Below are 21,153 nucleotides of genomic sequence, written 5' to 3'. Positions count from 1 at the left end.
GTGTACAGGTTCGTTCCGCGCTCGGCAGTCGCGGTTTTCTTTTGCTGGACTTCTTGTATCGTAATGCGGTGCATTGTACCGTATTGCGGTACATCGATATGTCGCCCGGTGCTTGCAGGTTCCCTGTGCGGCCTGCGCGTCGGCGTTTTGTCCAAGGAGAAATGATGATCAGCAGAACCTCGCGAGGCCTCGGCGCCTTGCTGTCGATGAGCCTCGTGCTGTCCGCGTGCGAACAGCCCGCGCCGCAGGCGATGGCCCAGGCCCCCGAAGTCGGGATCGTTGAACTGCAGGCGCAGGATCTGCTGCTCAGCAGCGACCTGCCTGGCCGCACCACCGCGTACCGGGTGGCCGAAGTGCGCCCGCAGGTGAGCGGGATCGTGCAGGCGCGGCTGTTCAGCGAAGGCACGGTGGTGCGCAAGGGGCAGCAGCTCTACCAGATCGATCCGGCGCTCTACCAGGCTGCCCTGGACAAGGCCGAGGCGAACCGTGAGAGCGCGCGCAACCTGGCCCAGCGCTACCAGCGCCTACTGGAAACCAAGGCCATCAGCCGCCAGCAGTTCGACGACGCCCAGGCCAGCTGGAAGCAGGCCGAGGCCGAGTTGAAGACCGCGCGCATCAACCTGGAATACACCCGCGTGCTGTCGCCGATCGATGGTCGCATCAGCCGCTCGAACGTCACCGAGGGCGCGTTGGTCAGTGCCGGGCAGAGCCAGGAACTGGCCTCGATCAACCAGCTCGACCCGATCTACGTCGACGTCACCCAGGCATCCACCGAGATGCTCCGGCTGCGCCGCGAAATGGACGCCGGGCACCTGGCGCTGGTCGGCCCCGGCCAGGTGAAGGTCGACCTGACGCTGGAGGACGGCACGCCCTACGCCCACCCCGGGGCGCTGAAGTTCTCCGAGGTGACGGTCGACCCGAGCACCGGCGCGGTGACCCTGCGCGCGCAGTTCCCCAACCCCGACGGTCTCCTCATGCCGGGCATGTTCGTCCACGGTGCCCTGGCCGAAGGCGTGCGCCACCAGGCCGTGCTGGTGCCGCAACAGGGCGTGACCCGCGACCTCAAGGGCGAGGCCACCGCCTGGGTGGTGGGCGAGGGTGACAAGGCCGAGCTGCGCCATATCCGCACGTCGCGCACGGTGGGCAACCAGTGGCTGGTGGAGTCCGGCCTGAGCGCCGGCGAGCGGGTGGTCACCGAGGGCGTGCAGCGGGTACGCCCGGGCATCGTGCTCAAGCCGGTGGCCGCCGACAACGTCGCACCGCTGCACTCCATCGTCAGCTCGAAGTAACCCAGGCTGTCCCGGCACCGCCGCCACTTTCCGGTAAATTCAAATGGCATCGTTCTTCATCAACAGGCCGATCTTCGCCTGGGTGATCGCTATCGTGATCATGCTCGCCGGGTGCTTCAGCATCATCAAGCTCCCGGTCAACCAGTACCCCAACATCGCCGCACCCGCGGTGAGTATCACCGTCAGCTACCCCGGGGCCTCGGCCCAGACCGTGCAGGACACGGTGGTGCAGGTCATCGAGCAGCAACTGAACAACCTCGACGGCCTGCGCTACATCTCGTCGGAGGGCAACAGCGATGGCAGCATGACCATCATCGTCACCTTCGACCAGGGCACCGACCCCGACATCGCCCAGGTCCAGGTGCAGAACAAACTGCAGCTGGCGACCCCGCTGCTGCCCGAGGAAGTGCAGCGCCAGGGCCTGCGCGTGGCCAAGTACCAGATCAACTTCATGCTCATCGTCGGCCTGTATTCCGAGGACGGCAGCATGGACGACTTCGATATCGGCAACTACATCGCCTCCAACCTCAAGGACCCGATCACCCGGGTCAAGGGCGTGGGCGACTTCCAGATGCTCGGCGCGCAGTACGCCATGCGCATCTGGACCGACCCGAAGAAGCTGCTCAGCTACCAGCTGACCCCGCAGGACGTGATCGACACCGTGAGGTCGGAGAACGTCCAGGTGTCCTCGGGCTCGCTGGGTGGCCTGCCGACCCACGAAGGCGTGCAGCTCAACGCCACCGTGCTGGGCATGTCGCGGATGCAGAGCGCCGAGCAGTTCCTCGAGATCCTGCTCAAGGTCAACCCGGACGGCTCCCAGGTGCGCCTGAAGGACGTCGCCACGGTCGGCCTGGGCGCCGAGGACTTCTCCATTTCCGGCACCTACAACGGCAAGCCCGCCGCGGCCATCGCCCTGCGCCTGGCCACCGGCGCCAACCTGCTGGACACCGTGCAGCGGGTGCGCGCCACCGTCGCCGAGCTGGAATCCTACCTGCCGGCCGGTCTGAAGGTGGTCTACCCGTACGACACCTCGCCGGCGGTCGGTGCCTCGATCCACGAAGTGGTCAAGACCCTGCTCGAAGGTATCGTCCTGGTGTTCCTGGTGATGTACCTGTTCATGCAGAACCTGCGGGCCACGCTGATCCCGACCCTGGCGGTGCCGGTGGTGCTGCTGGGCACCTTCGGCGTGCTGGCGGCGTTCGGCTTCACCATCAATATCCTGACCATGTTCGGCATGGTCCTGGCCATCGGCCTGCTGGTGGACGACGCCATCGTGGTGGTGGAGAACGTCGAGCGGGTCATGGTCGAAGAGCAGCTGTCGCCCAGGGACGCCACGCGCAAGTCCATGGGACAGATCCAGGGCGCCCTGGTGGGGATCGCCATGGTGCTCTCGGCGGTGTTCGTGCCGATGGCCTTCTTTGGTGGCGCCACCGGCATCATCTATCGCCAGTTCTCCATCACCATCGTCTCGGCCATGGTGCTCTCGGTGCTGGTGGCGATGATCTTCACCCCGGCGTTGTGCGCGACCCTGCTCAAGCCGGTCAGCCATGACCATCAGCACAAGACCGGCTTCTTCGGCTGGTTCAACCGCACCTTCGAGCGCAACGCCGATCGCTACAAGGTCGGGGTGACCGCGATCGCCCGGCGCAAGGCGCTGTTCCTCGGCGTCTATGGCCTGATCGTGGCGGCGCTGTGCGTGCTGTTCCCGAAGATCCCCACGGCGTTCCTGCCGGGTGAGGACCAGGGCACGATGTTCGTCCAGGTGCAGATGCCGACCAACACCAGCGCCGCGCGTACCCAGGTGGTGCTCAACGAGATCCGCGACTACCTGCTGCACGACGAGGGCGGCCTGATCGAATCGGCGTACACGGTGAACGGCTTCAACTTCGCCGGCCGCGGGCAGAGCTCGGGCATGCTGTTCGTCGGGCTGAAGACCTGGGAAGCGCGCAGCAGCGAACATGGCACCGACATCTTCGCCCTGTCGCAGCGCATCCAGGCGCGGGCCTCGCAGATCAAGGACGGTACGGTGATCGCCTTCGTGCCGCCGGCGATCCTGGAGCTGGGCAACGCCATGGGCTTCGACTTCTATCTGCAGGACCGTGTCGGCATGGGCCACGACAAGCTGATCGAGGCGCGCAACCAGTTCCTGCGCCTGGCCGCCGCCGATCCGCGCCTGGCCAATGTGCGCCCCAACGGCATGAACGACGAGCCGCAGTACCAGATCGTGATCGACAAGGAGAAGGCCCGCGCGCTGCAGGTGAGCATCAGCGACATCAACGACACCATGAGCACGGCGTGGGGCTCCTCCTATGTCAACGACTTCATCGACCGCGGCCGGGTGAAGAAGGTGTACGTGCAGGGTGAGATCGGCTCGCGCATTTCGCCGGAAGACTTCGCCAAGTGGTACGTGCGCAATGCCAGGGGCGAGATGGTCAAATTCTCCTCCTTCGCCCATGGCTACTGGACCTTTGGCTCGCCGAAGCTGGAGCGCTTCAACGGCGTGCCGGCGGTGGAGATCCAGGGCGAACCGGCGCCGGGCTACAGCTCGGGCGACGCCATGCAGGCGGTGGCGCGCATCGTTGCCCAATTGCCCGACGGCGTCGGCCTGCAGTACACCGGCATGTCCTACGAGGAGCGTCTGTCCGGCTCCCAGGCACCGGCGTTGTACGCGGTGTCGGTGCTGATCGTGTTCCTCTGCCTGGCGGCCCTCTACGAGAGCTGGTCGGTACCGCTGGCGGTGATCATGGTGGTGCCCCTGGGCGTGATCGGTGCGGTGCTCGCCACCCTCGGTCGCGGCCTGGCCAACGACGTGTTCTTCCAGGTCGGGTTGCTGACCACGGTGGGCCTCTCGGCGAAGAACGCCATCCTCATCGTCGAATTCGCCAAGGCCCTCCACGAGCAAGGCATGCCCTTGCTGCAGGCGGCGGCGGAGGCAGCGCGCCAGCGCCTGCGACCGATCATCATGACGTCCCTGGCCTTCGTTCTCGGCGTGCTGCCGCTGGCCATTTCCAGTGGTCCCGGCTCGGGCAGCCAGCACTCCATCGGTACCGGCGTGGTTGGCGGCATGCTCACCGCGACCTTCCTGGCGGTGTTCTTCGTGCCGCTGTTCTTCGTGGTCATCACTCGTCTGTTCAGCCGCAAGGCCGCGCAGGCCACTACCGAGGCACAAGGAGCGCAGGCATGAGCCACGGCAAACTGAAAACGGCCCTGGCCCTGGCGTTGGGGCTGGTCAGCGGTTGCTCGCTGATCCCTGACTATGAGCGGCCCGCGGCACCGGTGGCCAGCGAGTGGCCGGCGCCACCCAGCGAGACCGACGCCATGCTGCCCTGGGCGAGCTTCTTCAAGGATGCGCAGCTCAAGGCCCTGATCGGCGAGGCCTTGCAGCACAACCGCGACCTGCGGGTGGCGCTGCTCACTATCGACAAGGCGCGGGCGCAGTACCGCATCAGCCGCGCCGAGCTGCTGCCGGCGCTCGACGCGACGGCGTCCGCCAGCAGCCAGCGCACGCCGGCGGACCTGGCCGCCGACGGCCGTGCGGGCACCGGCCATCGCTATGAGGCCGGCGTTGGCCTGGCCGCCTACGAGGTGGATTTCTTCGGCCGCGTGCGCAGCCTCAATGCGCAGGCGCTGGAGACCTACCTGCAGAGCGTCGAGGCGCAGCGCAGCGCGCAGATCGCCCTGGTGGCGGAAGTGGCCAGCGCCTATTACCAGTTGCAGGCGGACCTGCAGTTGCTGGCGCTGAGCAGGCAGACCCTGGAAAGCCGGCAGCAGAGCTACCTCACCACCCGCAGCAGCTACCAGGAGGACGTGGCCACCGAGCTCGACCTGAGCCAGGCGCAGAGCACCGTGCGTGCGGCGCAGGCCAGCGAGGCCAGGTACCAGCGCCTGGTGGCCCAGGACCGCAATGCCCTGGTGCTGCTGGTGGGCAGGCCGCTGCTGCCGGAGCAACTGGCCGCGACCACGCCCGAGGCGCTGGCGCTGGACGCCTCCCTGCCGGGCGGGCTGCCTTCGCAGGTGCTGACCCAGCGTCCCGACATCCTCGCTGCGGAGCACGCGCTCAAGGCAGCCAACGCCAATGTGGGCGCAGCCCGCGCGGCATTCTTCCCGAGCATCAGCCTGACCGCCTCGGCGGGCGGGGCCAGCCGCCAACTGGGCGATCTGTTCGCGGGCGGGCAGGGGGCCTGGAGCTTCGTGCCGTCGATCAACCTGCCGATCTTCGACTGGGGGCGCAACCAGGCCAATCTCGAGGTCGCCAGGGTGCAGACCGCGATCGAGGTGGCCAACTACCAGAAGGCGATCCAGGTGGCCTTCCAGGAGGTTGCCGATGGGCTGGTCGCACGCCGCGAGCTGGACCGCCAGGTCACCGCCCAGGGGTTGCTGGTCAAAGCCAACGAGCGCAGCTACCGCCTGGCCGAGGCGCGCTACGCGACGGGGGTGGACACCTACCTGAACAGCCTCGACGCGCAGCGCAACCTGTTCGCCGCGCAGCAGGAACTGGTGAGTACCCAGCTGGCCCGCGGGCAGAACCTGATTGCGCTGTACAAAGCGCTGGGTGGAGGCAGTCAGTGATGCCGCGCTCATCGATGAGGGCCGGGCGATGAGGCGCGGCAAGGCCGAGGTCGAGCGCACGCGCCAGCGTCTGCTCGATGCCGCGGAGCGGGTGTTCAGCGAGCGTGGCTATGCCGTGGCGAGGCTGGAGGAAATCGCCGAAGCCGCCGGCCTGACCCGCGGCTCGATCTATTGGCACTACGACGGCAAGCCGGAGTTGCTCGAGGCGGTGATCGACCGGGCCTGGTTCCCCTGGGACCAGCTACCGGTCGAGTGCGCCGGGACCCAGGGCTTGCCGGGTATCGCGCAGATGGCCTGCGTGCTTGGCCAGGGGCTGCAGCACACGCTGGCCGAGCCGCACCTGCGTCGCAGTGCCTCGATCCTGTTGCAGGGGCATGAGCTGCGGCATGTCAGCGAGCGGGTGCAGGAGCGTCTGCGCGGGATGCAACAGCGCATCCGCCGCTACGTCGCCCTGGTGATCGAGCAGGCCGGCGCCGGACGCCTGGCGCGGGCCGAGCGCGATGCCCAGGCGCGGGCGGTCGGGGTCTTCATGTTCGGCGTGCTCAGCGAGGCCCTGCTGCTGGACGTGCCGGGCGAGCAGCAGGCGCTCGGGCGGGAGGTGGAGCGCTTCATCCTGGCCCTGCTCCTGCCGGGCCTGGCCGGCGCTTAGCCCGCGGCGCCTCAGCGCTTGAGCGCTTCGTGTTCCAGCACCTTGCGCGTGGTGGTCTCGTAGTGCTCGGCCAGCAGCGCGCAGGCCTTGTCGACATCCCGGGCCAGGGCCGCGTCGAGCAGGGCCCGGTGCTCACCGGGTACATCGCGTGCGTCGCTGTCCTGGTAGCGGACCGACAGCAGGCGGTAGCGCGCGGTCTGGTCGCGCAGCAGGCGCGACAGGCGCAGCAGCCAGGATGAGCGGCAGTTGCCGATCAGGGCCTGGTGGAATGCCTCGTGGGCGTTTTCCCAGTCCGCCTTCATCAAGCGTTCCGGCCCTTCGACGATGGCCAGGCGGTCGAGCCGGTGGTGGGCGGCGATCAGCTGGCTTTCCCATTCCAGGTCGCCATTGCGGATCGATTCGCGCAGGGCCTGGCATTCGATGAGCTGTCGGGTATGGGTGATATCGAGGATTTCATCCGCCGAGATCCGTCCGACGCTGAAGCCTTTCTGGTCCTCGGCGGTGACGAAGCCGCTGGCGGCCAGGCGCGACAGGGCCTCGCGCAGGGGGATGACGCCGGCTTCGTAGTGCTCGGCCAGCTCTTTCAGGCGCAGGCGGCTGCCGGGGGCCAACTGGCCATTGATGATGTCCTGGCGCACGCGGGCTTCCAGTTGCGAGGCCATGGTGCGTTTTTCCGAGGCTTCGGCCTGTTCGACCCAGCGTTCGGCTCGGTTCATGGTGTGTTCCAGAATGAGGTGGGATGGTCTCGATAATACACGCTGAGTGAATTTATAAATATTCTGAGAAAAATATATTTTATGGTTGACGGCATATTTTTGCGGGATTAGCTTAGCCCCCATGCCGTCCTGCCTGACGGCCGTCAATCACAACAAGAGGTTCGTTCCATGCGCTACGTTCGCTTCATTCACCAGGGTCGCCCCGTGCTGGGCGTTCGCACCACCGAAGGGGTCAAGGTCATCGGCGACGAAACGCTCGAAGCGCTGATGGCGCGCGGCGTGGACCTGGCCACCTTCGGGATCGAGGCGCAGGGGCCGCTGGTGGAAGTCGGCGAGCAGGACTACCTGCCGCTGATGAGCAAGCCCGGCAAGATCGTCTGCGTGGGCCTGAACTACGCCGACCACACCAAGGAGTCGCCGTACGCCCAGCCGGACTACCCGACGCTGTTCCCGCGTTTCAACAGCAGCCTGACCGCGCACAACAAGCCGCTGATCCGCCCACGCATCTCCGACACCCTGGACTACGAAGGCGAAATGGCCGTGGTGCTGAAGAGCGGTGGCCGGCATATTTCCAAGGCCCAGGCCCTGGAGCACGTGGCCGGCTACGCGCTGTTCAACGAAGGCTCGGTGCGCGAGTACCAGTTCAAGTCGCCGCAGTGGACCGTCGGCAAGAACTTCGATGACACCGGCGCCTTCGGCCCCGACCTGGTCACCGCCGACGAGCTGCCGCCAGGCGGCAAGGGCCTGCTGCTGCAGACCCGGGTCAATGGCAAGGTGGTGCAGTCGGCCAACACTGATGACATGCTGTTCGATGTCGCCACCATCATCTCCACCCTCAGCGAAGCGGTGACCCTGGAGGCGGGTGACGTGATCGTCAGCGGTACGCCTGCCGGTGTCGGCTTCGGCATGAACCCGAAGGTCTATCTCAAGGCGGGTGATGTGGTGGAAGTGTCCATCGAGGGTATCGGCACGCTGGTCAACCCCATCGTCGACGAAGCCTGACCCCGGGCATTTCCCGGCCTGATCGAAGCCTCTCGCTCCGAGGCTTCGACGCACATAACAACAATCGGAGGCGATCATGAATATCACCCCACGTGGTGTGCATTCGATCGATCACTACGCGCTGTGCGTCCCGTCCCTGGACGATGCGCGCGCGTTCTTCGCAAGTTTCGGCCTGGAGGTGATCGACACCTGCGCCAGCCTCGACCTCAAGGCCGCCGATGGGCACCGCTGGGTGCGGCTGCTGCAGGGTTCGAGCAAGCACCTGGCCTACCTGAGCTTCAACTGTTTCGCCGAAGACCATGCCGCTCTGCGCCAGCAGGCCGAAGCCGCCGGTGCGCGTTTCGAGCCGGGCGACGGCGAGGGTTTCTGGTTCCGCGACCCCGACGGCAACCTGCTGCAGGTGAAGGTGGGCGGCAAGCACATGCCCGACCACAAGTCGGCCCAGGCCCGGATCCAGACCCAGCCTGGCGTGCGGGCGGTCGGAACCCGTGACGAGGTGGCCCAGGTCCGGCCGCGGCGCCTGTCCCATGTGCTGCTGTTCAGTCCTGACGTACCGCGTGCGGTGGCGTTCTACGAACAGGCCCTGGGGCTGCGCCTGTCCGATCATTCCCAGGACATCATCGCCTTCACCCATGCCCCGCATGGCTGCGACCACCACCTGGTGGCGTTCTGCAAGAGCAGCGCCAAGGGCTTCCACCATGCCGCCTGGGACGTCGACAGCATCGATGACGTGGGCAACGGCGCCGAGCAGATGGCCAACGCCGGCTATCGCGAGGGCTGGGGCACCGGGCGCCACTGCCTGGGTTCGAACTACTTCCACTATGTCCGTGACCCGTGGGGCTCGTTCTGCGAGTACTCGGCCGACATGGACTTCATCGAGGCCGGCAGCCAGTGGCCGGCAGGCGATTTCCCTGCGCAGAACTCGCTGTATCTGTGGGGCCCCAGCGTCCCTGAGTACTTCGTCCTCAACACTGAGGCAGAGCGCGCGCCAGCCAGAAGCTAGCGCCCGAGCGACGCAAGCCGTTTTCATCCCCGCAGCCCTTGCCTGATTGTTCAGGGAAGCGGGAGCGGCTTGCCCAAAAAACCCATCCGGTTTCAGGTCAGCAAAGATGAACGAAAACAAGATCCATGATGTAGCCATCGTCGGCTACGGCCCGGTCGGCCAGACCCTGGCCATTCTCCTCGGCAACCTGGGCTACAGCGTCGCCGTGTACGAGCGCTGGCAGTCCCTGTACCCGCTGCCGCGCGCGGTGTTCCACGATCACGAGATCCGCCGCGTATTCCGCATGATGGGCCTGGAGGAGGAGTTGCAGCAGATCTCCCAGCCTTCGGCCTGCTACCAGTGGTTCAACGCCGACTGGAAGGTCCTGGTGGAGATCGACTGGTCCGCCGAATCGATCAGCGACGGGCCCTTCGGCTACCTGTTCAACCAGCCGAGCCTGGAGGCGATCCTCGATCGCAAGGCCAAGGCCATCGACAACGTCGAGATCCATCAGGGCTGGGAAGTCCTCGCCCTGCACCAGGACGAGCAGGGCTGCGAGCTGCGCATGCAGCGCAGCCAGCGCGCCGAGCAGGCCGAGGTCGAGCAGCGCACGGTGCGGGCACGCTATGTGATCGGCGCCGACGGTGCCAACAGCGTGGTGCGCCGCGAGTCCGGCATCGAATGGCAGGACCTGGGCTTCCAGGAAGACTGGCTGGTGGTCGACCTGCAGCCCAACCCCGATGTAGTGCTGGATGTGCCGGACATCGGCCAGTGGTGCAACCCGGCGCGGCCCACCACCATGGTGCCGGGCGGCCCGGGCTACCGGCGCTGGGAGTTCATGCGCCTGCCGCACGAGACCATGGAGGACCTGCAACGCGAAGACAAGGTCTGGGAACTGCTCTCGCCCTGGGTCACCCCGGACACCGCCAGGCTGGTGCGCTACGCCGTCTATCAGTTCCGTTCGCGCATCGCCCGGACCTGGCGCCAGGGCCGCGTGCTGCTGGCCGGCGACGCTGCGCACCTGATGCCGCCGTTCATGGGCCAGGGCATGTGTTCGGGCATCCGCGATGCGTGGAACCTGTCCTGGCGCCTGGACCTGCTCTTGCGCGGGCGGTGCGGCGAGGCCTTGCTCGACAGCTACACCCTGGAGCGCAAACCGCAGATTCGTGCGGTGATCGATGCCTCGGTGGCGATGGGGCAGGTGGTGTGCGTTGCCGACCCGCAGAAAGCCGCCGAGCGGGACGCGGCCTTCCTCGCCGGTGAGGTGCCGCCGCTGCCGCCGTTCCCCGGCCTGGTCGAGGGCGTGGTGTTCCAGCGTGACGGGCGTGCGCAGGGACTTGCCGGCAGCCTGGGGGTGCATGGCGAGATCGAGCTCGACGGTCGCCGGCAGCGTTTCGACGATGCCTTCGGTCGCGGTTTCCACCTGGTGAGCATCGGTGACGATCCGCTGGCCGGGCTGGATGCCAACCACCTGGCCCTGCTCGCGCAACTGCAGATCAAGCCGGTGCGCCTGAGCCTGGACGGCGCGACCGGTACTGCTCGTGACCTTTCCGGCAAATACCACCAGTTCCTCCGCGAGGCCGGGCTGCAGGCGGTGCTGGTGCGCCCTGACTTCTATGTCTATGGCGGCATCGCCCAGGCCGGCGAGCTGCCACAGCTGTTGCAGACCCTGCGCCGCGACCTGGCGCTGCAGGACCATCCTGGCGCCGGTCCGGAGCAGCGCCGCGTGCTCGCCGCCCGGGCGTAGCTGCATTAGCCGCGGGGGAGGGGCTGCCCCCGCGGTTTTCCATTCGAAATAACAACAACAAGAGACAATGCGATGCACAACATCAAGGTGAAAACGCTTGGTGCGGTTCTGGCCGCCCTGGCGATTGTCGAATGCCATGCGGCCGAAGCGCCGACGCCCGGCGAGGGCAGCCTGTTCAGGGGGCTGTTCGGCGATACCCTGGAGCGCGAATACGGCATCACGGTTTCCGGGCTGCTCGATGTCGCCTATGTACGCAACAACCGCTCCACCCACGATGAACGCAGCGACGGGCTGAGCAACCTGCCGCTGACCGGCATGGCCGACGAAGGCCTGGAATGGGGCAGCCTGCACCTGTTCATCGACAAGCCGCTCAAGGGCATCTTCATCCCGCGCATCACCCCCTTGCCAGGTCCCCAGCCCACGCAGTTCGACCTGGGCTTCACCTTCGAAGTCAACTACGGGCGCAACGCCCAGTTCGCCCGCACCTTCGGCTGGGACATGGCCTGGGACATGAACGAACAGGACAGCGCCAGGGCCACTCGGGACAAGTCACGCTTCCTCGCCGTTCCCAATCTCGCGGCCACCGCCTACGTGCCCTATGGCCCGGGCTTCAACTTCATGGCCGGGGTCTTCGGCATCGGCATGGGCCTGGAGATTCCGCCGAACTTCCGCCAGTCGCGCAACGCCTTCGTCAGCAAGACCTACGCCTTCGTCTCCGAGCCCGGCACGGCCACTGGCGTGCTGGTCGGCACCCGCCTGCTCGACAACCCGGCCGGCATCCTCGGCCTGGAAGTGGGCGTGGTACAGGGCTGGGGCAACATGCGCGACAACAACGACAGCAAGTCGCTGCTCACGTCGCTGCGCTGGCGCGCCCCGGACATGAGCACCTGGATCGACTACGAAGTGATGCTCGGCAACGAGCAGAACGACAGCTTCTCCGACGTGCAGGCGCCGACCTCGCGGCTGATCGCCGACAGCGGGATGCTCCGCCAGCAGCACTCGCTCAATGGCTGGCACGCCTTCAACGATCGCTGGTCGATGACCGCCGAGGTGATCTACGGCCACCAGGAAGGCGATGGCAAGGCCTCCACCGTGGACGTGGTCAGCGGCCCCGGTTTCGCCGGTGCGCGCTGGTGGGGAGTGAACGCGGCCGCCACCTACCAGTACCGCCCGGACCTGTCCTTCTCGGTGCGCGGCGAGCACTTCAGCGACCCGGATGGTTTCACCCTGTTCCCCACCAGCACTGCCCGGGGTGATTACAACGCCATCACCACCGGCCTGCGCTGGGACGTCAACGGCAACCTCTCGCTGCGCCCCGAGCTGCGCTACGACTGGTTCGATGCCCGCGACCACGACCGGCCGTTCGGCAATGGCCGCGACCGCAGCCAGCTGACTGCGCTGGTCGAAGCCCTGGTCTATTTCTGAATCTTGTTGGTAATTGACACCGAATCAAATTACTCCTTAAGCTTTCTGAAATTGAGACCATATCAATAAATGGAGCTGAACATGTTCCTGTTTTCTGCTGCGGGCATCGCCAGGAGAACGTTGCTGCAATTGGCCGGGCAGCCCGCCGAGGGGCTGCTGGATGCGGCGATAAGCGATCGACAACTTGCTCTGCGAGCGGAGATTGCGTTGACACAGGTGCTGGAGCGTCTGGCCGAGCTGGAGCGGTTGCATGCGGACAGTTTGGTTCAGCTGCGTGGTGCTGAAGAGCGGCATGCCGAGCTGAGATCCCGCTATCTCCTGGCCGATAGTCGCCTGAACCTGCTGGAGCGTTGTGTCGGGGGAGGTTACTGGGAGGCTTCAGTCTGTGAGGGAGGGGCGCTGGATCCGCAGGGTGAGCTGGTTCTGTCATCCAAGCTGCGCCACTTGCTCGGCCTGGAGAGTCCTGCGCGTTACAGCCAATGGCTGGAGCGAGTGCATGCGGATGATCGCAATACCGTACTGAAGGCGCTGAGCATTGACGGCATGAGGCCAATAGAAGCTGCACCTCGTTCGGTGGAACTGCGCATGCAGATGGCTTGCGGGGAGTATCGCTGGTTCCTGGGGCAAAGCGAGGTGGGGAAGGGCGAGGGTGGTCGAGCGCTTCGTCGGCTATGCACTTTTATCGACATCGAGGCTTCCAGGCAGCAGTCCATGGCCCTGGACGTGAGCAGGCTCCGTTTCCACTTGGCTCAGGAAACCATCCACGAAGCCCTGTGGGACATGCAGGTCATTGCGGGAGATCCAGTCAATCCGCACAACGAAGTATGGTGGTCGCCTCAGTTCCTGAGGTTGTTGGGGTTCGATAGCGCCGAAGACTTTCCGCGAGAACTGAACAGTTGGGCGTCGCGCGTCCATCCGCAGGACAGGCCCGGCACGCTTGAGGCATTTGCGGCCTACATGCAGGATCGCACTGCGGATGCTCCTCTTGTGCTCGCTTATCGTTTGCAGCTCAAGGACGGTAGCTATCGCTGGTTCAGGACTCGCGGGCTCACGCAGCGAAGCAGCGATGGTACTCCGCTACGGGTCATGGGGTCCCTGATCGATATACAGAACGAGCATGAGGAAGCTGAGCTGCGCAAGACACAGGCGAGTCAACACCAGGCTTTGCAGGATAACCTGAGGGGGCTGGGGGAAATCGTCAATGCCATCCAGGGAATCGCGACGCAGACCAATCTGCTGGCATTGAACGCCGCCATCGAGGCTGCGCGGGCCGGGGAGAGTGGTCGGGGATTCGCGGTTGTCGCCGATGAGGTACGTACCCTGGCTATTCGTACCTCGGAGGCTACCCACCAGGCGAAGTCGATGATGGGGCTTGGTCGCTAGGAGGCTCCTGGCTGCGGACGAATGTCCGCTGAGCCGGGCCCTCGAACATGTAGGCCAAGTTAGCCGATTGAGTTCTGACGGGCGTGGGGGATGTAACGGGTGAAACCCCAGGACAGGTACTGCTTGAGCAAGAGCAGGTATTTCACTACTACAGCTCTAGCCGGGCAGACTCAGGTGCAGCAAGGGGAAGGGGCGGCCCTCGCCATCCAGCGGAGAACGACCTGTTTGAACAAACCCGTAATATGAATAGAACCCTACCGCTTCGGGGTTCTGTTCATTCACATCAACACTCATCTGACTGCGCGAACTGCGGGCATGATCCAGCAATGCGCGGCCAATTTGTGACTACTTCGCGATATCTGCCAGGTGTTGCAGCTTTTGCCGGCCGGTGCGAGGGGAGGCTGGAGCTAAAGACTTCAGCAGACGTAGCTGACTGGTGCGGGCAAGCCCAGCAAGGGATTATCCGTGACAAGTCGGTGCTCGTATCAGATCAGCACCTCCTATCGGCATTGAGCCGTTTCGAGAGGGGGAGCCATGACCTGGTTGTTCATGCACATACCGGGTATCGCACGATCACCAATTCCTTCGCGCTCGTGCTCAAAGAAACCAGGCATGCCGCTTTGTTGATGTATCTACCTAAGAGGATCGTTGGCCAGGATGGGCATGGTCTTGAAGGTCATGAGGTGCCGATCCTGGACAACCGCATCCTCACAGAAAGGAGTGGCGCCACTGTCTTCCGAGCAAAGCGAAGTGTCGATTCCCAAGGGCACGTCAGCTACTGGGATGGCAGAAATTTGTATTTTAAGTGGAGTCGGCAGGCGTGCTTCTTTAGTCATATTGATTGAGTGATGGTGTTGTGCGCAGTATCTTCAATGCTGGCGAGTAATTATTGCTACCAGATAAAAGTTTTCAGTTAAGAATGGAAGGCGGTATAAGCATGGATTTCTCCAAGATAAGAGGTTTGGAGGCAGGTCAGCGCCAATCTTTTGAGTCGCTGATGTGCCAGCTCGCTAAAAGGGATAGGCCAGCTGAGGCGAAAGAATTTAGGCGAGTAGAGGGAGCTGGTGGCGACGGCGGTGTGGAAGCGTATTGGCTGCTCACTGACGGTTCAAAAATCGGCTATCAAGCAAAGTTTTTTACTCGTGCAGGTAGTATTGATTGGGCGCAGATTGACGAGTCCGTTGAGCAGGCAATAAAAACTCATCCGACACTGACTAAATATGTTGTCGCGCTTGCGTGTGATTTAACAGATAAGTCCGGTGTGAAGGGGAGGGGCGCTACGGGGTGGGAGCATTGGCAGGCGCGCGTGGCTAAGTGGAATGCTCATCGAGCTGAATTAGGCCAGGAAGATATTGATTTTGTCGTATGGCCCGCGTCCGAACTTTCAGACAGGTTAACTACTCCAGATTGCGAGGGGGTGACCCGTTACTGGTTTGGCGATGCTGAGTTTTCTGATACTTGGTTCAAAGACCACGTCGAACGAGCGCTGACATCTCTAGAAGAACGATATCACCCAGAGGATCATGTAGAGGTAGAGATTGAAAGGCTTTTTGAGGTTATAAGTCGTAGTGATAGCATAAGGGGTGAAATTAAAAGCTTTGTTTTCGTGGCTGAAGATAATTTTACTCGGCTTTCTTCGACAACCTCAAGATTTATCCAGGGGCTACAATCTGATGCGGCCGCGGTTGGTTCTGCACTCGATGAATTAAAGGGTGCTATCAAAATTGCTGAGCTGAAAGAAGATTTTGATCCCTGGTCAATTGATACATACATTCGGCTTGCTCGTGAGCTGGTCGAGTGTGTTAGGGAGTATCAGCGTAAGCTGATCTCGTTAAATTCGGGTGCTGGAAATCAAGAACTGGAGAAGGAGACCTATAAATTCGCGCTGGAGAAGTGCAGTGGGGTGGTTGATGCTGCAGATGGTCTTGTGGATCTGTTGGATTCTAAATATTTTAAGGCGGAAGGTGGTCGCTGCGCACTAATAGATGGAAAAGCCGGAACTGGAAAATCTCACCTGCTAGGCAATGCAGCCCAGAAATGCCTACAGAATAATCAACCTGTACTTCTGGTGCTTGGACAGCAATTAGGGGGTGGCAATATTTGGCAACAAATTGCATCCCGCCTAGAGCTCGCTGATATTTCTGCAGAGGCGTTATTGCAAGCTCTTAATTCGAAGGCGCAAGCGCAGAGCTGTAGGGGGATGATACTTGTTGATGCAATAAATGAAGGGCCTGGGGCGGCGCTGTGGAAGAACGAACTGGGAGAGTTTTTCTCCCGGTTTCGTAAATATCCAAATTTGGCTATTGTGATTAGTTGTCGGTCGGAATATACAAAATATATTGTTAGTGATGCTGTGTTGCGTGGTGTGGAAAAGTTTGTCGTTCACGGCTTTACAAGCATTGCTGAGCAGCGCAGAGCAGCCAAGGTATATTTGAGCAAATATGGTATTTCTCATCCTAACAACCCTTGGTTGGCGTCTGAGTTTGTGAATCCATTGTTTCTGCGTAGCGCTTGTGTAGCGCTTGTGCAGACAGGTGCGAAGCAATTTCCTGTAGGGCTTCATGGCGCTAAAAGCATCTTCAGTTTTTACTTGAGAAGCGTCGCCGTGAATTTGGGGGCAGGTTATGATGGGAGTAGTGAGCTATATCCATCTATGATGGCCGCGTTGTTGGGAATAGCCAAGGCTATGGCGTTTGGTCGGAAGGACTTTATTTCGAAGTCAAATGCCGAGTCAATCAGCAAGGAGGCTTTCCAGGATTTCCCTATTCCTGCCGGTCTCACGTGGTTGACAGTGCTGCTGCGAAATGGGCTCGTTCGCCTTGATCCTGACCCAGAAAATGAATCGGATGATCCGTTTCTTGTGGTAGATGATGTCATTCGTTTCAGTTTTCAGCGGCTTCAGGATCATTTGATTGCAGACGCTTTGCTTGGGGTTACTACAGACATCTCCACTGAGCTTGCGTCTGGGGTTTTGAGCTTCGTTATAGACGGTACTCAAGTCGATTGGGAATGGAGCGGCTTGATAGAGGCCCTATCTATCCAGATACCAAAAAAATTCGGGGTAGAGCTTATTGATGTGATGCCTGGCGGATCGCAGAAATGGATGCGCAGTCATATTCTTCGCCAGTCCTTTGCTGAAAGCATTCGCTGGAGAGATGTCGATGCCTTCACCGATAGGACTCTAGAGATATTCAACAGTCTGGCGTTACAGGATGAGCAATATTTTTTCATTCTGATAGAGCTTTGTGCCAGTAAGAAGCATCCGTGGAACGCTGAGTTTCTTCATGGGGATTTAATTCAGCGGAAGCTTGCTGAACGAGATGCTTTTTGGACGGTCAGGGTAAATGAGCTTCATCTTGATGAGGGCGGTGTTGTTGAAAGACTTTGGAGTTGGAGTATTCAAGATCAGACGCCCAGGACTGATGGAGAGGTGCAGTATCTATGTTCCCTGGCTCTAGCCTGGCTTACGACGGCTTCTAATCGTGAAGTTCGTGATTTTTGCACCAAGGCTCTGACTTCTCTGTTTGTTGCTGAAGTTCGACTATATGAGAGGCTGTGCGCGGCATTTTCAGATATTAATGACATGTATGTCTTGGAGCGCTTGCATGCGGCGGGGTACGGCGCGTGCTGTATTGATCCCTCGAATCACCGACTCAAGTCTTACGCGATAGCAGCGTATCAATATGTTTTCAACCAAGAACAAGTCCCTCTATCTCTGCTGGTGCGAGACTACGCTTTAGGAATAATAGAAAGGGCGGTATCGCTGGGTTGTTTAGATGAAGGCGTGGACTTGGCAGCCTGTCTACCTCCATATTCATCGGCACCTGCTAAGCTAAATATTTCAGATGCGAAGCTGAAGCGAGTAGCCGATGCTGCCGGGGACGATACAATCTACTATTCATGCGCGTGCCTTATGGGGGATTTTGCAAGCTACGAGGTTAAACCTCGAGTCAGAGATTTCTTGGATGCTCCGCTTTGCTCACCTGCACCGCGGTCACCTAAGAAAATTGAAGAGTCATTCGAAGCAGAGGTTATTGCACCGCACTCTAAGCGGGCCAAAATAATTGAAAAGATGCAAGAGCTGAGATGGGGTAGCAATCCCTTCGTCGAGCTGCTTAAGCGCGGTAGTGAAAAGCGCGGTGATAAAAAGAAGAGGCTTGATGAAGCTAGGAAGGCTATGGAGGCCTGTCAGCTAGAACTTATGGATCTTTTGTCCGAGGAGGAGCAGGCTAGATATACTGCAGAATATAGTCACAAATTTGATTTTGAGTTCAGAGGCACTCGTCAACTCGCCAGAATAGATGTGGAAGGCGCGCAGCGTTGGGTTGCTCACAGAGCCTACAAATTTGGCTGGACAGCCGAGCTATTTCCAGATGATAGCTCTAGCAGCTACGGTGGCCATACGAGACAGCGGGCGTTAACTGAAAGGATCGGTAAGAAATATCAGTGGATTGCTCTTGATGAATTACTTTGCCGGATTTCAGATAACTACTGGCTCGCTGAAACATTCAACGATGACGTAAAGGCTTATAAAAATCCGCTCGATGTAGGCTTTCATAGAGATATTGATCCTACTATCCTCTCGTCTCCAGCGGACGAGCAGGCTGCTCCCTCGATGATCAATGGTATAGATCTCTGTATGGTGAGCCTTGGATCTACAGAAGAGAATGAACTGTCTGCGTGGCCATTCGCTGCTGATTTTACGGCTGAGTTTCCGAGCTATATTTCCCGGGTTGGTGACAACGGGCGGCAGTGGTTGACGATGTACGAACATGCATCAAGCAGTGTCAGGTACGAAGATGGTCGAGTAACTCAGCATGGGTTAAGGCAGGAAGAATGGCGCTTCCTGCTTCCGGTTGTTCTGGAGAAGAAGAATAAGCGTAAATTTATTCAGCATCTTGAAACCGAGAAAAGCATTGATGTAGACACTTGGTCTCCTAGTCAGTGCACTGATGCCGGTTTTCTTCTTGAGGCACCATGGCGGTACACCTGGTCTCAGGAGATGTATACTGAGGATAAATTTAGAGGTGGGAAGTCAGTGAAGACGGCGATACCTTGTGTGAGGTATTTGTGGGAGTCGCACTTGGACTGCTCGTTACCGAATGGGGCAAGGGCGATACTGCCTACTCCTTGGCTTGCGCGGCAGCTGACATTGAATCCGGTGCCCGATGCATTGGGTAGCTACGGTACCAGTGATGGCAAAGTTCAGTTCATCAGTAGTGATGCTGGTCGTGATGGTTCTTATGCATTCATTGATAAACTAATTTTTGAGGCCTACCTCAAACAGCATGAGCTTACTTGTGTTTGGGTTTTCGTTGCTGAGAGAGGAGTTTGGCCTGGAGGAGCAAATGAAAACGCAGCTTGGAGGCGTGTTGAAGGTGTGATTTGGCTTGATCGCGGTAAACCTAAGATGACTCAATGGGTCAAAGATGAGGCAAACGGTAAATCCAGGGAGTCTTTGCCGCCTTCAACCGATGAGTGATTACTGAAAAATGCGCTTAGTGTTCGAAAGGTGCCACCCTTTCTGCGTGAAGCGGGGGGGGGAGCTGAGTAAAAAAGCTGCCTGTAGCTCGTGCTGGTTCCAGCAGCCTGGCGCTTCGTTTTCCAAGAAACAGATTCAGCCACCGTTATCCGCGCTTCTAGTCAGAAGCGCGGTTAGCTGATTGTCAGGTTGGAATGCAAGGGCGGGGCCGTTTGAGGCGCTTGCCTCAGTCACTTATCTCACGCAGGTTGAAGTGGTACACGGGCACCGACCTGCTTCTCAAAGAGATCTATGGCTTCAGGTAAGTGCCCGGTGGACTTTGCGCTTCCCAAGGTACAGCGTAGCCACAGTGCATATTGCCCCTCCCGCAATTGCCCAATGGCCTACCACTGAGCAGTATGGTGCTCTGAATGCAAGTTTCACCCCGAGCAGAGCGGGATACACGGAGTACAGTCACTCAATAACGGGTGTGCTTAGTCGATTTACTGAAGCTACTGCTGCCTCGAAGATAGCGTTTGCAGAGCAGGCTCAGGAGCTTTCAAAACAGGCCACAATCTTGGCAAGCATCAATCATTTCCAGGTGTTGATTGGGGTAGGCTGTGTCGGCGCCGCTCTAATGTGGTGTCAGAAATTACACAGGTAATGGTGGTTAACGAGTACCGAGGTGCGGCTATGCCTCGGACTTCTGGTTTCCGCGGAACGTTCATAGGAGGAGCGTGTGATCAAAATCGAAGACCTATTCCAACGGTGGAGGGCGACGCTGGAGCGGCGCTACGGACAAGGGTTTCCTGCAGAGTTTGTCGAGAAGGCTCACGAAAACCTGTTGGCAGCTTACGCAAGATTTGATGATAGTGGGTGCGCGGACTCTCAGTTCCTTGCAGAGCTATGCTCTGCCAACGCCAACAAGTCTGCACAGCGGTTAGGGGAGATCCTGCTATTCGAGCGACTGGAGCACGCAGGTTATCGACCTGAGCCATCGCCTGGTGGATGGGGGCCGGATTTTCGGGTAGAGCAGGACGGGAAGCAGATCTGTCTTGAGCTGATCACGCCATCAATCGGTGAGGACGTGAAAATCAACGAGCTATTCGCATCTCACGATCCCCTCAATCCTTGCCCAGCAGCCACTATCGAGCTCCGGCAGCGGACGTTGCTGCGGATGACGGGAGCTATTGCGGAAAAGTTAGTCAAGTACGAAGGTTACTTGAGGGATGGGGTAGTAGGCCCTCAGGACATACTCGTCATCGTGGTGAATGATGCGCTCCTTTGCCCAGATGCCTTCTTCTTCGGGGTCAGTCACAATGCTGGCTCTGGAGTCGGTGGACAGTCTCTTGTTGAGCATGCTCTCCATGGATTTGGCCACTCTATTTGGGAGCCGGATAATGGGGGGGCAAATCACGTTCTCAAGAGTACGTATCGGGAGCTTGTGGACAACAGGCCGGAGCCTGGAAAAGATGGTAATCCTCGTGGCCCTGTACCTGTTAGCCTGTTTGGAAGCCCTGCAGAAGAAAAGGCTGCCGAAATTGCTGAGCGCGCTTCAATAATCTCTGGTGTGCTGCAGGTAACCCTCAGAGAGGATTACGGCGTATTGATGATTCTGCGAGACAAGGCAGAAACCGATGAGCGACTGGCTGAGGGTTTAGTGCAGCGGGGTATTCTCGTGCCCAACCCGCGAGCGAAGAATCCTATGGATCACCCCAGTCAGCGTGGACTGATGAAAGTCGTTGATGCTCCGCCTCTCACCGTAAAGGAGTTATGGGATCTGAATAATCGTCATCTGAAGATGCTCCTAGGTGAGGACTACGAAGAGCAACCTTTCCCTGGAGTGAGCTGACAGCGTCCAACGCGAAGAGCCCAGATCCCAATTCAAAACTCACTCGGCCCAGGCTCGTAACATCTAGGGTAGAAAAAA

Annotated in this window: 12 protein-coding genes and 3 pseudogenes; 12 read left to right on the top strand and 3 right to left on the bottom strand. The window is 60.5% G+C overall.

Features of this window, described 5'->3' with window-relative positions:
• The first annotated feature begins 161 nt into the window (after positions 1-161).
• The 4 genes from RTI28_RS21880 to RTI28_RS21865 are packed head-to-tail and all read left to right on the top strand — an operon-like array spanning position 162 to position 6,507.
• Positions 162-1,289 (top strand): efflux RND transporter periplasmic adaptor subunit, encoded by a 1,128-nt coding sequence (locus tag RTI28_RS21880; RefSeq protein WP_410479027.1) that lies wholly within the window; start codon positions 162-164, stop codon positions 1,287-1,289.
• 43 nt (positions 1,290-1,332) lie between these two features.
• Positions 1,333-4,473 carry an efflux RND transporter permease subunit gene (locus tag RTI28_RS21875; protein WP_316922370.1) on the top strand — a complete coding sequence of 1,047 codons (3,141 nt, stop codon included), beginning with the start codon at positions 1,333-1,335 and terminating at the stop codon, positions 4,471-4,473.
• Entirely contained in the window at positions 4,470-5,858 is a 1,389-nt protein-coding gene (locus RTI28_RS21870) for an efflux transporter outer membrane subunit (protein ID WP_316922369.1), read from the top strand. The genes RTI28_RS21875 and RTI28_RS21870 overlap by 4 nt, the downstream gene beginning before the upstream one ends.
• Before the next feature lie 28 nt (positions 5,859-5,886).
• On the top strand, positions 5,887-6,507 hold the full coding sequence (locus tag RTI28_RS21865) for a TetR/AcrR family transcriptional regulator (protein ID WP_316922368.1): 621 nt from the start codon (positions 5,887-5,889) through the stop codon (positions 6,505-6,507).
• Between the two features lie 11 nt (positions 6,508-6,518).
• On the opposite strand, the gene RTI28_RS21860 is transcribed toward RTI28_RS21865, so the two are convergent.
• A complete protein-coding gene (locus RTI28_RS21860; RefSeq protein WP_316922367.1) occupies positions 6,519-7,223 on the bottom strand; it encodes a GntR family transcriptional regulator in 705 nt (234 codons plus the stop codon).
• Between the two features lie 168 nt (positions 7,224-7,391).
• Between RTI28_RS21860 and RTI28_RS21855 the strand changes: the two genes are divergently transcribed.
• The 6 genes and pseudogenes from RTI28_RS21855 to RTI28_RS30475 all read left to right on the top strand — a co-directional run.
• Positions 7,392-8,225, top strand: a complete 834-nt coding sequence (locus tag RTI28_RS21855) for a fumarylacetoacetate hydrolase family protein (RefSeq protein ID WP_316922366.1) — start codon at positions 7,392-7,394, stop codon at positions 8,223-8,225.
• Between the two features lie 76 nt (positions 8,226-8,301).
• A complete protein-coding gene (locus tag RTI28_RS21850; RefSeq protein WP_316922365.1) occupies positions 8,302-9,228 on the top strand; it encodes a VOC family protein in 927 nt (308 codons plus the stop codon).
• A 106-nt stretch (positions 9,229-9,334) separates the two neighbouring features.
• On the top strand, positions 9,335-10,954 hold the full coding sequence (locus tag RTI28_RS21845; protein WP_316922364.1) for a bifunctional 3-(3-hydroxy-phenyl)propionate/3-hydroxycinnamic acid hydroxylase: 1,620 nt from the start codon (positions 9,335-9,337) through the stop codon (positions 10,952-10,954).
• A 72-nt stretch (positions 10,955-11,026) separates the two neighbouring features.
• Positions 11,027-12,379: an outer membrane beta-barrel protein gene (locus tag RTI28_RS21840; RefSeq protein ID WP_316922363.1), complete on the top strand. Its 1,353-nt coding sequence runs from the start codon at positions 11,027-11,029 to the stop codon at positions 12,377-12,379.
• 69 nt (positions 12,380-12,448) lie between these two features.
• A pseudogene (locus RTI28_RS21835) lies at positions 12,449-13,459 on the top strand (PAS domain-containing protein); the annotation flags it as partial.
• Positions 13,460-13,465: 6 nt separating this feature from the next.
• Positions 13,466-13,732 (top strand): annotated as a pseudogene (locus tag RTI28_RS30475) (methyl-accepting chemotaxis protein); the annotation flags it as partial.
• Between the two features lie 186 nt (positions 13,733-13,918).
• On the opposite strand, the pseudogene RTI28_RS21830 reads toward RTI28_RS30475, so the two are convergent.
• A pseudogene (locus RTI28_RS21830) lies at positions 13,919-14,101 on the bottom strand (GNAT family N-acetyltransferase); the annotation flags it as partial.
• Here RTI28_RS21830 and RTI28_RS21825 point away from each other — a divergent pair.
• Positions 14,089-14,607: a hypothetical protein gene (locus RTI28_RS21825; RefSeq protein WP_316922361.1), complete on the top strand. Its 519-nt coding sequence runs from the start codon at positions 14,089-14,091 to the stop codon at positions 14,605-14,607. The pseudogene RTI28_RS21830 and the gene RTI28_RS21825 overlap by 13 nt on opposite strands.
• A gap of 2,560 nt (positions 14,608-17,167) precedes the next feature.
• Here RTI28_RS21825 and RTI28_RS30470 read toward each other — a convergent pair.
• Positions 17,168-17,347: a hypothetical protein gene (locus RTI28_RS30470; protein WP_410479031.1), complete on the bottom strand. Its 180-nt coding sequence runs from the start codon at positions 17,345-17,347 to the stop codon at positions 17,168-17,170.
• Between the two features lie 2,615 nt (positions 17,348-19,962).
• Here RTI28_RS30470 and RTI28_RS21815 point away from each other — a divergent pair.
• Positions 19,963-21,075 carry a hypothetical protein gene (locus RTI28_RS21815; protein WP_316922359.1) on the top strand — a complete coding sequence of 371 codons (1,113 nt, stop codon included), beginning with the start codon at positions 19,963-19,965 and terminating at the stop codon, positions 21,073-21,075.
• The last annotated feature ends 78 nt before the right edge of the window (positions 21,076-21,153 follow it).

Source organism: Pseudomonas sp. zfem002, assembly GCF_032621685.1.
Classification (GTDB): domain Bacteria; phylum Pseudomonadota; class Gammaproteobacteria; order Pseudomonadales; family Pseudomonadaceae; genus Aquipseudomonas; species Aquipseudomonas japonica.
Note: the sequence above shows the minus strand (reverse complement) of the source record. Positions and strands in the feature narration are given on the sequence as shown.